Source organism: Klebsiella sp. Shm-1, assembly GCF_040804525.1.
Lineage (GTDB): Bacteria > Pseudomonadota > Gammaproteobacteria > Enterobacterales > Enterobacteriaceae > Klebsiella > Klebsiella pneumoniae.
The window spans coordinates 3,566,495-3,578,944 of record NZ_CP161823.1; the positions used below are offsets into that span (position 1 = coordinate 3,566,495).

Genomic DNA, 12,450 nt, shown 5'->3' on the forward strand with positions numbered 1-12,450 from the left:
ATTATCAAGACATTAGGCTGTATGACAGCGGTGACCTTTTTCACCATCTATAACACCTGGGATCGCTTTGATTATGACTATCACTGGATCCTCGGGCTGCTGACCTTTATCTCGACCATCGCGACGCCGCTGTTTTTTGTCGTGGCCGGCTATCTTGATGCGCAGACGCGCCACGATGCCAACTGGCAAATTGGTAAAATTAAAAGCGTGGTCATCGTCTTTCTGTTTTGGGTGACGGTCTATTATGTCTGGGAGCCTTACCAGCGCGGCTACCTGATCCAGCCCTGGTTTATTTTCGCCCTGATTGTCATCTATACCTTTCATCCTTTGATCGCCTGGCTCAGCCAGCGGCGCGGGCTCTTTTTCGCCGTGCTCCTGACGCTGCTGTGCTGCTCCTACGGTTACGACCTGCTCTCGGTGATCTACCCGGACAGACATCTTTTCAGTTTGCCGCCGCAGTATCGCCTGTGGACATGGCTACTGTTTTATTTAACCGGGCAGTTGTTTAACGATCCAAAGGTCGCGGAGTGGATACGCAACCCACAGGTGATTAAAGGGTCGATTATCGCCCTGCCCTTTGTCTATTTATTTACCTGGTTTTATGAACGCCATTTCTTCTTCGCCCTGTTTAAAGCAGATCGTAATGCGTTCATTCTCACGGGATCGCAAATTTATATCCTGATCGTCCTGCTGGTGATCGCCGCTAACGCCGTGCAGTTTAAAAAGAACCGCGAGTGGAAAGAGGCCGTGCTGGCGACGGTCAGTAAAGCGATGACCGGAGTTTATATCCTCCACTATTCCGTGTTTCACCTGCTGGTGATGCTCATCCCTGTGCATTCGCTAGCCACCAAGTTGGGGGTAATAGCGCTGACCTTTGTCCTGTCGGTGCTCATTTCCCTTGCCGCGCTCTCCAGTACGCTGCTCAGGAAGGTGATTACCTTGTAACCGACAACGGGACGATTTAGCGGAAGCTCCACTGGATACTGATCACAAACACGCTGGGAATAATAATGCCGCTTTCAACGGCGAAATAATCGGTGAAGTTATACTGGATAGCGTGGTAGATATAGGGTGAAAAGCCGATCCCCGTGGCGTCCTTAAAGTCTTTATAGGAGCCATGATCGCCGCAATGCTCGAAGGCGTCGAAGAAGAATTCGCCGGTATAGCCGTAAACGCCTTTGAAGGTCCACCCGCTGCCGCTGTGGTACCAGTCTCTTCTCACCCCCAGCGCCAGGCAGCGATCGTTGAAGCTGTTATTCATAGTGCCAAGCAGAAGGCTGTATTTGGAGTCTGCAGAGAATTTCCGCTCCACTGAGAAAAAATGGTTTTCGAAATTCTCTGTATATTGTCCGTGATTATTGGTCAGATGGTAAACATAGGAACCGGTATTCACAGAATAGAGGTTAAGTTCGTTCGCCTGCGCGAGAGAGGCTAACCCGGCCAGGAGCATCACGCTTTTGCCGCGCATTTTCCCTCCTCAGTCCTCAAGGCCTGTCCAGGGACAGAAAGCTTTTGCCGTATTTACCGGTCGTGACAGGGGTATAAGACTCGACAGGGAAATGGGGGAAAGATAACGATGCCAAACCGCCGCGTCGTTACCAAAAAGCGTAGCACAGCCCTTATTCGCCAACAAATCGAATGGGCCGTTTACGACATGGCAGACGTTACCCCTTTACCTTACTGTGCAAAAAGCAGACAAAGCCTCATCATATTTTCCGCTATGCTCAGACTCCGACGCGGAAGAAAGCCACCTGTCGACGACAGCGTTGCTGTTTACCTCTTCGCGCGTCGGCGCAATTTCATGCATTTCGCCAGCCATGACAGAATTTTCACAATTGGCTTTCTTCTACCATCATCAGCTTCTTCCCGCTGGTTTTACAGCGAAATCCTGCACAACCCGACTTTTCTGTACAATTTATCACTTAATAAAATCATTATAAATCAACAAATTAAAACACAAACAAAAAATAAACCGTTACGTTGTACATATGGTAATGAAAAAAGTTGTACATAGTGAAATCAGCGTCTATAGTTTTGGAGTGTTAACTGCTTGTTGCGCAACAAAGCGGGGAAGCTTGACGATTGCGCAGCGAGTCGGACGGTGGTTCCTGGTTATACATTTCCTGTTCGTGACTTGGCGCGTATCAACGGTACGCTGCGACTTTTATTGTCTGTTTGCTTTATACGTGGGAGAGTTCGAGCTATGCATATTAAAAATACCATTCCAGCAGAGTTTGTCTTCAATTCGGCCCTGATGAAGAATATTGAGAATACGCTCATTAAGCAGCACAGAACGGTAAATAATGAGCGGATGATTACGGAAATCCAGCATCGTCTGCAAACGGAAAGTAACGAAATACTTTCCGATCTCTATCTGCAGGCGCTGGATATGCTGTACAGCAAACCTCATCATTAAATAAACCCACTGTGCTGGCAGCAGGCTTCGACCTGCTGTACCGGCGCGCCTGGGTCTCTATCGGCTAACTGAGGCAAAAAAATGTCACACCATAATACTTGCTATCGTTCTGAGCATTACGATCTGTGGTTTGATAATGGTTTTCTTCTCTATGGGATGTCGCTGATCCTGAATAGCCTGCCGGCATCTTACTTCCGCAAAAAACATGTTTTCTTCACCAGCGACAATTATTTCGCGGTACTGCAGCACAACTATAATCGGCGGGATACATTATTTATTCTGTTAACCGAAGGCAACGATCTTAATTTTCTTAGTGAACTGCCTATGCTGCGCTTACCGGCCAACTCGACGCCGGAAGAGTTAAAGATATTTCTGCATCAACCCACCCGCTATTACAAAACCCATCCGGCGCCAGGCGCCTCGGTGCAGTTTACCGAGCGGGAAAAGAAAGTTATTCAACTTATCAGCAATGGCGAAGCGGTCGCCAGCATTGGCCGGTCGCTAAACCTGCATATAAAAACCATTTATCAGATCCGGCTGAATCTGATTAAAAAGCTCGGCTGCAGCGGTAGAACCGATTTTTTTAATATCAGCCGCAGCGAAACGTTCAAATCCTGGAGCCAGATTCACCTGTAACCAAGCACTCAAGCCCTGATCCGCACCACGGATCGGGGCGCTTAATTTTGGCCGTGAAAATGGATGCTGAAGCCCTGCTCCTGCCAGTGGCTGAGCAACTCCTCCTGCAGAGGCGTGGCGGCACGTCCGGTCCAGACGAAAATATGCTGCCCGGGAAATAGCTCAGGCCGCGGCGACTCCAGCGGTTCGGCGAGAACGTTGACATGCCAGCCGCGTTGGGAAAGACGCCATGCCTCCAGCCACAGACGCGTCCTGTCCTCATTGCTCCAGCCCACCAGCAGCGTCTCTTTGCCATTTTTTTTACGCGCTTCGGCGAGAAACAACGCTACGCAGTCAATTAACAGGCCGTCCAGCATGCTGCTAATCACCAGCGAGGTATTCTGATCCAGCTTGAGACGCTGTCGTACCGGCACTAACAGGCTATCGATGAGGGTGTCGACGGGGTGTTGATGACTGAGCGCCATTAATTTGGCGCGGATTCTGGCGGGCTGCATATAACGCAGAATGGACATCATCTCTTCCTGAAGATGCGCGGATTCGTCGCGCGCCGCCGGCAGGTTATCCTCCAGCAGCGCTTTGACTTTCCCTACTGATACACCGCGCTCTATCCAGCGCTTGATCTCTTCGATACGCAGGATATCTTCTTCATCAAATTGTCGATGCCCGCCTTCGCTACGCTGCGGTTTCAGTAGACCGTAACGACGCTGCCAGGCGCGCAGTGTGACCGGATTGATTCCGCAACGTTCGGCGACTTCACCGATACTGTAAAACGCCATAGCAGCCTCACATCAACCTGATACCTTAATACCTAAACTAACGAATTCAGGCATCCTGTACAACTCTATTTTCTTGTACAGATAAAGATATCAGGTTGCGGCTCACAGCGCCCGGGAAAAAAGATGAAAAAATGTTTAGCTGATTTCGCGGTGGTTCATTTTTTCTCCGGCCATGCGACGGCGGGTAGGCCCCCCAGGCGCGCGCTGGCGAACAAATTGCCCTGAAACTGTGAAATACCGGCTGATTCCAGCCACATCCACTCTTCAGCACGCTCAACGCCGACGGCTGAGACCGCAATCTCCAGAGAAGTACAGCATTTGATAATCGCCTGTACAATCGACTGGCGCGGTCCGTCCTGGTGGATATTGCGGATCAGCTCATGGTCGATTTTAATTCTATCGGGTTGGTATTGCGCCAGCAGCGATAGCCCGGCAAACCCGGCGCCGAAGTGATCGATGGCAAGATTAATTCCCGCGCCCTTCAGTTTGCGCACCGCATCGGTAAAATCGTCCATCCGCGAAATCACTTCCCGCTCAGTGAACTCGACAATAATCTGCTCCGGAATAAGGTCATTGCGACTAATTTCGTCGAGCAGGAAAGCCACCGCATTCGGCGCTTTGACCATGGTCATCGGCAGTAAATTAATGCTTAACGCCTTATTACGTAAACCTAATTTTCCCGCCAGCGACAACGCCACCCGTTTACTGTGCAGGTCGGCGAGATAAATATCGTCCCCGGTCAGCCCGGCAAAATAGGCGCCGGGGGATTGCCCGTCCGGTGTACGCAACAGCGCTTCCCACGAAATAATTTCGCAGGCGAAAGGGTCGACAATCGGCTGGAAGGCAAAGGAACAACCTTCCGTATTATCGATAATCGGGGTATCAGGATAGAACGTCTCCTTATCAGGAATAAAAACCCAACTATCTGCGGAAGGAATCTCAAAATAGTTCGCTTTTTCTGTGGCTTCGACAAAAGTACGGAAAAATTGCAGCGCCCGGTCATCATAGGTGAGCTGATATTTTGACGTCCCCCGGTCCATCACCGCCTGCAGAACTTCCTCGCGATCGTGTTCGCGTAAATCAAACAGTTCCATCCCGACCTTACCAAAACGACGGGACGGCGCATAATCGCAAAGCAACTCCACCAGATTATAGTGGCGAGGATCCCGGCAGATATGCTGATAAATATCCTGAACCTTTTCTTCAGGCCCCTCAATGAGTTGAAAAAAATGCGTCCCGTTAAAAAGTAAAATACCGGTGACGTCCGCCTGCCCATTTCTTTCGTTTGCCCTGGCGACCATGGCCTCGATCGATTTGAATGAGACATTGTCGCAGATATGGCTGCGATAAATGATGGTGGTTAGCATAGTGATTCCAGATGGGAGGGATAAGCATTCACAGTAGCAGTTATCAGGCTAAGGGTCTCGTAAAACTACGTTTTGTCTTAACAAAAAAGATACACTAAAAATCCCTTTTTTGTGCAAGGTTTTCCCTTTTTTTCTTTCCTTGTACAACATGCAACGCTAAACCCCACCTTTACAAGCCAGAACCGCGCCAGGCAAAAAAAATTAAACAATTAAAAATCATACAGTTAAACTAACATGAATCATTATTGTGCAACTTTGTGTGTACAGGTTAATAATTATTGTATAAGTTTAATGGCAGTTAACAGATGAATGAAATGAAAGGAGCACATATGCAGCAGAATGGTTACATTCCAGATACAGCGAACGCAATTGCCCAGTATTTCAACAAAGCATCTTTGCCTTCCCAGCAGGAAACCCTGGGTCAGATCGTGATGGATATTCTTAACGAGGGGCGTCATCTCAACCGCAAAGCGCTATGCACCAAACTGTTGAGCCGCCTGGACCGCGCTCGCGCGCCGGAGGAAGAGAGCCACTATCAGACCTTAATTGGTCTGCTGTTTGCTGGCCAGGAATAACGTCATCGATCGTCGCCTGTTGCAGCGCCGCAGTAGCAGATGAGGGGCGATCGCTTCCACAAACCTGCTGCTGACCTGAATGCCGTTCGCCTATTCAGGAAAAGGGTGGCATGCATAGAGACGGTTATGAATAACAGTGAAACTGAGGAAATAACCGATGAAATCATCGGCGAGGCGGTTCTAGCGCTTCTGAAAACGAATCGCCCGATTACCACCCCGACCCTGCTGGTTCGACTTCGGTTAATGCAGGCGACAGAACCAGATCGCCAGCGTAGAAAGATCATCGCTGCCGTGATCGAAGAAATTTGCGCGAAGCTTATCCGTCAGCGGAAGTACGCGCCTTTACAGGTAAAGAAAATCAATGGCCGTTGGGAAACCAGAGGTTCGCTGGCGCCAGACAGCATGCCGTCGGAAGCTAAAAAGATCCACTGATTATCCCAACCATGGTGAATTAAACAGAGTGAGAATGTGATGAGACAGACTATGCATCAGCAACCAGATATTTACGCAAGACTGCAGGACACCGCGCTCTCCGACTATTTCCGTAACGCCGGTGATAAACTGGTTGATGAGTCCGCCGTCATGTCGCTCGCCATCAACAGTATTCTCCAGTCCGAGGGTCACCTGAACAATAAGGCCATTATTTTATGGCTGATTCAGGCGCTGGAAACCACCGATGACGTGGTGACCGCGGACGTGATCCGAAAAACGCTGGAGATTGTCGTTGGCTACACCATGGACGATATCTAACGTCGTCACGCTTCTGGCCCGCCAGGACAACGCCTTCTCCGCAGAGCCTGTCCGCTCTGAGCAAAAAAAACCTCGCTAAGGCGAGGTTTTTTCTTTTACCTGATGGCGGTTCAGTGGGCGTTGACCACCACCCACATCGGCCCCTGCCCAACCGCATAGCGGCCTTTCTCCTGCAGCAGTCCCTGCTCACCGACGATATCGTACACCGCGATATGGTGCGACTTCTGCCCGGCGGCAATGAGATATTTACCGCTGTGATCGAGGTTAAAGCCGCGCGGCTGGGTCTCGGTAGGCTGATAGCCTTCCACCGCCAGCACGCTACCATCTTCCGAAACGCTGAACACCGTGATGATGCTGGCGGTACGATCGCAGGCGTAAAGATGACGGCCATCCGGGGTGATATGAATATCCGCCGCCCAGCGCACGCCGCTAAAATCAGGCGGCATCATATCCAGGGTCTGTACACATTCGATGTTGCCCTTAGGATCTTTCAGCTCCCAGACGTCAATCGAGCTGTTTAGCTCATTGACGCAGTAACCATACTGCTGGTTGGGATGGAATACCATGTGACGCGGACCGGCGCCCTCGACGGTCGTCACTTCCGCGGGCTCCTGTGCCGAGAGGAAACCATCGTCGCTGAGGGTAAACAGGCAAATGCGATCCTGCTTCAGCGCCGGCACCCACAGGGTGCGATTATCCGGGGAGATATTGGCCGAGTGGCAGCCTTCCAGCCCTTCCACCACGGTGATGGTTTCGCCCGGCAGGCCATCGTGCAGCGGGGTCACGCTGACACAGCCCTGATTGTAGGAGGCGCTGAAGACAAAACGGCCATGGTGATCCGTAGAGATATGGGTCGGGCTGCCCGGCAGCGCAGCTTCGCCCGCAAAGGTTAACGCCCCGTTATCCGGCGTGATGCGATAGGCCAGCACGCGAAACTCCGGACGAACGCCAACGTACAGAAATTCCTTGTTGGGGCTGACCACCATCGGCTGGACCTGCCCTGGGGCATCAACCACCTGCACCAGCGTCAGTTTGCCGTCCGCTTCAAGACTCCAGACATGGATTTGTTGGCTTTCCGGGCTGGCGGTATAAACGGTTTGTTTCATGACTACTCCTTCCCTCACTGCACGTGGAATTTTCATTTTCAGGATAACAGCACCCTGAAAATTATAAGACATCCGCCCATGATACTCGCATCGTCCGCCGAATTTCCGCCGGACGGCGGCACAAAGGGCATACAGACATTCACGGCAGATGTGGAAAAATTGGTCCTGACGCCACGGCGGTGTACCATCATGGCCAGGTCACTTTTCAACATCAACCGGAAATAACACATGACAACACGCGTGATTGCCCTGGATTTAGACGGCACCCTGCTTACCAGCAAAAAAACCATTCTGCCCGCTTCGCTGGAGGCGCTGGCCCGCGCCAGAGAGGCAGGCTATCAGGTCATCGTCGTCACCGGACGTCATCACGTCGCTATCCATCCTTTTTATCAGGCACTGGCTCTCGATACACCTGCAATTTGTTGTAATGGCACCTATTTGTATGATTATCACGCAAAAAAGGTTTTGGCCGCCGATCCTATGCCGGTGGAGCAAGCGGTAAGCCTCACTGCCATGCTCGCCAAACAGCAGATCCACGGCCTGGCATATGTGGACGACGCGATGCTTTATGAACACCCCACCGGGCATGTGATCCGCACCCGCAACTGGGCGCAGGCGTTACCGGAAGATCAGCGTCCGGTTTTCGCTCAGGTCGATTCGCTGGCGCAGGCGGTTCGCGAAGTTAACGCGGTATGGAAATTCGCTCTCACCGATGACGACATTCCCCGCCTGCAGCGGTTTGCGCAGCAGGTTGGCGAGACGCTGGGCCTCGAGTGCGAATGGTCGTGGCACGATCAGGTGGATATCGCGCGCGCCGGCAACAGCAAAGGCAAACGCCTGGCGCAATGGGTGGCCGACCAGGGGCTGTCGATGCAGGATGTGGTGGCCTTCGGCGATAACTACAACGATCTTAGCATGCTGGAAGCGGCGGGCACCGGGGTGGCGATGGGCAACGCGGTGGACGAGGTGAAAGCCCGCGCCAACATGGTCATCGGCGACAATGAGTCCACCAGCATCGCCGAGTTTATCTACCGCCAACTGCTGTAATCAGGCGGCGATCGACACGCTTTTGATCTGGGCAAACACCTGCTGACCTTGCGCTATCGCCAGGTCGTCCCGCGCCCATGGGCTAATCCTGGCCCATAGCAGACGGCCACTCACTCTGAGCTGCACTTCAATCTGTCCGTTGACCTCCAGACACTGAGCCACCTCGGCGCGCAAGATATTGCGGATGCTGGTCCCGGACGGCTGGGCCAGTGTCAGCGAAACGTCCGACGCCTGAATGCGGATCCGTGCGGTGTCGCCTGCGGTACGTTCGAGCCGGTTGACCCACAGCAACTGGTCCCCCAGCGCCAGGGCCGTCATCGCATACTGCGGGTGCTGCGCGGCGACGGTGGCGCTAAGGATCGTACTCTGCTGCTCCGCGGGCAGCCAGGGGTGCATCACGCTGCTGCTCCAGACCTCCTCCAGCGGACCGAAAGCTTTCACCTTACCGGCCTCCAGCACCAGCACGCGATCGGCCAGATGCTGGATCTCATCCAGCGAGTGGCTGACGTAAAGCATCGGAATATGGATCTCCTGCGCCAGCCGCTGCAGGTAGGGCAACAGTTCGCGTTTGCGCGGAATGTCCAGCGAGGCCAGCGGCTCATCCAGCAGCAGTAGCTCCGGCGCGGTCAGCAGGGCACGGCCGATGGCCACTCGCTGCTTTTCGCCGCCGGATAACCGGCCCGGCAGACGATCCAGCAAGGGCGCAATCCCCAGCAGATCCACCAGCTTATCGAACTGGCTGACCATGGATTTCGCCATCCCATACTGCAGATTGCCGCGCACTTTATAATGGGGAAACAGGCGCGCATCCTGAAAGACATAGCCGATACGGCGCTGCTCCGGCGCCAGGCAGATACGCTGCGCGGTGTCGTTCAGCACCCTGCCGTTGAGCACGATCCGCCCCGCCTGGGGTCGGGTCAGGCCGCTGATGGCGTTAATCAACGAGGTTTTGCCCGCGCCGGAGACGCCAAAGACGGCGGTGATCCCGCTGGCGGGCAGGGTTTCACGGATCTGCAGGCAGTGGCTACCGAGGGTCTGGGTAAAGTCCAGCTCCAGCATCATTATCCTCCCATGCGCTGGCGGCTCACGCGGGCCAGCCATTCCGAAATCAGCAGCGAAACCAGCGCCAGTCCGATGGCGATGAGGCAGAGGCGGGCCGCCGCCCCCTCCCCGCCCGGGGTTTGAATCAAGGTGTACATCGCCGAAGGGAGGGTGCGCGTTTCACCGGGAATATTGGAAACGAACGTGATGGTCGCGCCAAACTCCCCTAACGAGCGGGCGAAGGCCAGCACCGTGCCGACAATAATCCCCGGCAGAGTCAACGGCAACGTAATGGTCAAAAATACCCGCCAGCGGCTGGCCCCGAGGGTTCTCGCCGCTTGCTCCAGTTTGACGTCCACCCCTTCCAGCGCCAGGCGAATGGCGCGCACCATCAGCGGGAAAGACATCACCGCCGCCGCCAGCACCGCCCCGCGCCAGCTAAAAGCAAAGCTGATGCCGAACCAGTCATACAGCCAGCTGCCAATAAACCCGCGCCGCCCCATGGCCACCAGCAGCAGGTACCCCACCACCACCGGAGGCAGCACCAGCGGCAGATGGAGAATACTGTCGAGCAGGGCCTTGCCGGGAAAGGTGCGCCGGACCAGCAGCCAGGAAAAAAAGATGCCAAAGGGCAGGCTCAAGGCCACCGCCAGGGAGGAGACTTTCAGGCTCAGCAGCACCGCCTGCCATTCGGGTTCGCTCAGAAACATCAGCGGGTGGTAAATCCGTAACGTTTAAAGATAGCGGACGCTTCCGGCCCTTTCAGGTAGTCATAGAAGGCGCTCACAGCCGCATTGCGGTGCCCATCGACAATCGCCAGCGGGTACTCGACTTTCTGATGCGAGGCTTCCGGGAAGGTGCCGACCACTTTCACCCCCTTGCTGGCCACGGCATCGGAGCCATAGACAATCCCCAGCGGCGCTTCGTTGCGCTCCACCAGCGCCAGCGCACCGCGCACGTCTTCAGCCGGGGCGAGCTTCGGCGACAACGTCTCCCAGGCACCGAGTTTCTGCAGTGCCTCTTTGGCATAGATACCGGCCGGGACATGCTGTGGATCGCCCACCGCCAGACGGCCTCCTTTCAGCAGGCTGGTCCAGTCGGTTTTCTCATCAATGGTTATCGCCCCCTGCGCACTGGCTTTCGGCGCGACCACTACCAGGCTGTTGCCAAGCAGAGTGGCGCGGGTTGCCGGATCGATGGCCTTTTTATCTGCCGCGTAATCCATCCATTTCTGATCGGCGGAGATAAACAGGTCCGCTGGCGCACCCGCTTCTATCTGCCGCGCCAGCGTCGAAGACGAGGCAAACGACGACACGACCTCGACGTTTTTTTCTTTCTTGTACGCCTGGGCAATATCCTGCATCGCGTTGGTTAACGATGCGGCGGCGAAAACGGTCACTTTACCCTCTGCCGCCAGCGCCTGACCCGCGACGCACAGCGTGAGTGATACCCCGACAACCCCGCGTAACCAAGAACCTGCCATCTTACTCTCCTGTCAATGCGTTATGTAGTCGATAATATAACGATATGCGAAGCGTTTTTATAGTGATACAGGACAATAAAACGAAGGGAAATGATACAGGAGGGAAATAGCACAGCGCCCGGTTAAACCGGGCGCCGGGAAATCAGTGATTTTGCTGGCTGCGATCTTTGTGGCCTACGCCGGAGAAGAGGTTGAACACTTCGCCAAGACCGTAAATCAGTCCCAGGATGACCGCCATCACCACCGGTACCATGATGACCGCAAAAACCAGACTTTTCAAAAGCTCTAACATGGTTCACTCCAGATAGTATGATTTCCTGATTGTAACGATTTCAGCCGAAAAAACACGTCCCATTTGTGCGGTGGGTAATGACCAACCGCGCAGAGAGGTTTTGCAAGTGGGCGACTATCGGTCACAATACCCTTTTTTGTCAGGAAACGATTATGCAGGCCGAAATTCTTCTCACCCTTAAGCTACAGCAGCGCCTGTTTGCCGATCCGCGGCGGATCGCCCTGCTCAAACAGATTGACCAGACCGGTTCGATAAGCCAGGGGGCGAAGCATGCGGGTATCAGCTATAAGAGCGCTTGGGATGCCATCAATGAGATGAACCAGCTCAGCGAACAGCCGCTGGTGGATCGCGCCACCGGCGGAAAGGGCGGCGGCGGCGCGGTGCTGACCCGCTACGGGCAGCGTCTGATCCAGCTGTACGATCTGCTGGCGCAGATCCAGCAGAAAGCGTTTGATGTACTCAGCGATGACGATGCCCTGCCGCTGGATAGCCTGCTGGCGGCCATCTCGCGCTTTTCCCTGCAGACCAGCGCCCGCAACCAGTGGTTCGGCACCATTACCGGCCGCGATCGCCAGCAGGTGCAGCAGCACGTGGAAGTACTGTTGGCTGACGGAAAAACCCGCCTGAACGTCGCCATCACCGCGCAAAGCGCTGAGAAGCTGGGACTCGATGAGGGCCAGGAGGTGCTGGTCCTGCTCAAAGCGCCATGGGTCGGCATCACCCTCGATCCCGCAGCAGCCCGCCAGGCCGATAACCAGCTGCCGGGACGTATCAGTCATATCGAATGCGGGTCCGGACAGTGCGAAGTACTGATGACCCTGGCGGACGGTCAAACCCTGTGCGCCACCCTGCCACAGGCGCAGGCCGCTGGCCTGGCGGAAGGAACGGAGGCGATCGCTTACTTCAATGCCGATCGCATCATTCTCGCGACGTTATGCTGACCCCATTGACATTACGCGCC

Annotated in this window: 17 protein-coding genes; 8 read left to right on the forward strand and 9 right to left on the reverse strand. The window is 54.3% G+C overall.

Going from position 1 to position 12,450, the window contains the following annotated elements; translation table 11 throughout:
• The first annotated feature begins 21 nt into the window (after positions 1-21).
• Positions 22-945, forward strand: a complete 924-nt coding sequence (locus AB1E37_RS17565) for an acyltransferase (protein WP_002895284.1) — start codon at positions 22-24, stop codon at positions 943-945.
• A 16-nt stretch (positions 946-961) separates the two neighbouring features.
• Here AB1E37_RS17565 and AB1E37_RS17570 read toward each other — a convergent pair whose 3' ends face one another.
• Together AB1E37_RS17570 and AB1E37_RS17575 are read right to left on the reverse strand one after the other, a co-directional pair.
• The gene (locus AB1E37_RS17570; RefSeq protein ID WP_002895283.1) at positions 962-1,468 is read right to left on the reverse strand and encodes a hypothetical protein; all 507 of its coding nucleotides are present in this window, start codon (positions 1,466-1,468) and stop codon (positions 962-964) included.
• Positions 1,469-1,672: 204 nt separating this feature from the next.
• On the reverse strand, positions 1,673-1,819 hold the full coding sequence (locus AB1E37_RS17575; protein ID WP_032437079.1) for a hypothetical protein: 147 nt from the start codon (positions 1,817-1,819) through the stop codon (positions 1,673-1,675).
• 384 nt (positions 1,820-2,203) lie between these two features.
• Here AB1E37_RS17575 and AB1E37_RS17580 point away from each other — a divergent pair, with 384 nt between their 5' ends.
• Complete coding sequence (locus AB1E37_RS17580; RefSeq protein WP_002895280.1) at positions 2,204-2,416, forward strand: biofilm development regulator YmgB/AriR family protein; 213 nt, start codon at positions 2,204-2,206, stop codon at positions 2,414-2,416.
• 81 nt (positions 2,417-2,497) lie between these two features.
• Positions 2,498-3,052 carry a helix-turn-helix transcriptional regulator gene (locus tag AB1E37_RS17585; RefSeq protein WP_004151695.1) on the forward strand — a complete coding sequence of 185 codons (555 nt, stop codon included), beginning with the start codon at positions 2,498-2,500 and terminating at the stop codon, positions 3,050-3,052.
• A 41-nt stretch (positions 3,053-3,093) separates the two neighbouring features.
• On the opposite strand, the gene AB1E37_RS17590 is transcribed toward AB1E37_RS17585, so the two are convergent.
• Entirely contained in the window at positions 3,094-3,828 is a 735-nt protein-coding gene (locus tag AB1E37_RS17590; protein WP_004176830.1) for a MerR family transcriptional regulator, read from the reverse strand.
• Between the two features lie 155 nt (positions 3,829-3,983).
• Positions 3,984-5,195, reverse strand: coding sequence for a diguanylate phosphodiesterase (locus AB1E37_RS17595; RefSeq protein ID WP_004147656.1), 1,212 nt, complete (start codon positions 5,193-5,195; stop codon positions 3,984-3,986).
• Between the two features lie 329 nt (positions 5,196-5,524).
• On the opposite strand from AB1E37_RS17595, the gene ycgZ reads away from it, so the two are divergent.
• The 3 genes from ycgZ (at position 5,525) to AB1E37_RS17610 (ending at position 6,520) form a co-directional block, all read left to right on the forward strand.
• Positions 5,525-5,770: a regulatory protein YcgZ gene (gene ycgZ / locus AB1E37_RS17600; RefSeq protein WP_004151693.1), complete on the forward strand. Its 246-nt coding sequence runs from the start codon at positions 5,525-5,527 to the stop codon at positions 5,768-5,770.
• A 126-nt stretch (positions 5,771-5,896) separates the two neighbouring features.
• Entirely contained in the window at positions 5,897-6,202 is a 306-nt protein-coding gene (locus AB1E37_RS17605; RefSeq protein ID WP_004147654.1) for a hypothetical protein, read from the forward strand.
• 51 nt (positions 6,203-6,253) lie between these two features.
• Complete coding sequence (locus tag AB1E37_RS17610) at positions 6,254-6,520, forward strand: biofilm development regulator YmgB/AriR family protein (protein ID WP_002895168.1); 267 nt, start codon at positions 6,254-6,256, stop codon at positions 6,518-6,520.
• Between the two features lie 110 nt (positions 6,521-6,630).
• Here AB1E37_RS17610 and pgl read toward each other — a convergent pair whose 3' ends face one another.
• Entirely contained in the window at positions 6,631-7,626 is a 996-nt protein-coding gene (gene pgl, locus AB1E37_RS17615) for a 6-phosphogluconolactonase (RefSeq protein ID WP_004183458.1), read from the reverse strand.
• Positions 7,627-7,854: 228 nt separating this feature from the next.
• On the opposite strand from pgl, the gene AB1E37_RS17620 reads away from it, so the two are divergent.
• Positions 7,855-8,673 (forward strand): pyridoxal phosphatase, encoded by an 819-nt coding sequence (locus AB1E37_RS17620; protein WP_004223715.1) that lies wholly within the window; start codon positions 7,855-7,857, stop codon positions 8,671-8,673.
• On the opposite strand, the gene modC is transcribed toward AB1E37_RS17620, so the two are convergent.
• The 4 genes from modC to AB1E37_RS17640 all read right to left on the reverse strand — a co-directional run bounded on the left by modC (position 8,674) and on the right by AB1E37_RS17640 (position 11,489).
• Entirely contained in the window at positions 8,674-9,732 is a 1,059-nt protein-coding gene (gene modC / locus AB1E37_RS17625) for a molybdenum ABC transporter ATP-binding protein ModC (RefSeq protein ID WP_004223714.1), read from the reverse strand. It lies immediately after the preceding gene.
• A 2-nt stretch (positions 9,733-9,734) separates the two neighbouring features.
• Positions 9,735-10,424 (reverse strand): molybdate ABC transporter permease subunit, encoded by a 690-nt coding sequence (modB, locus tag AB1E37_RS17630; protein WP_002895159.1) that lies wholly within the window; start codon positions 10,422-10,424, stop codon positions 9,735-9,737.
• A complete protein-coding gene (gene modA / locus AB1E37_RS17635) occupies positions 10,424-11,197 on the reverse strand; it encodes a molybdate ABC transporter substrate-binding protein (protein WP_004176834.1) in 774 nt (257 codons plus the stop codon). The genes modB and modA overlap by 1 nt, the downstream gene beginning before the upstream one ends.
• A gap of 142 nt (positions 11,198-11,339) precedes the next feature.
• A complete protein-coding gene (locus AB1E37_RS17640) occupies positions 11,340-11,489 on the reverse strand; it encodes an AcrZ family multidrug efflux pump-associated protein (RefSeq protein ID WP_002895156.1) in 150 nt (49 codons plus the stop codon).
• Between the two features lie 152 nt (positions 11,490-11,641).
• Between AB1E37_RS17640 and modE the strand changes: the two genes are divergently transcribed.
• A complete protein-coding gene (modE, locus tag AB1E37_RS17645; protein ID WP_032447424.1) occupies positions 11,642-12,430 on the forward strand; it encodes a molybdenum-dependent transcriptional regulator in 789 nt (262 codons plus the stop codon).
• Positions 12,431-12,450: the final 20 nt, after the last annotated feature.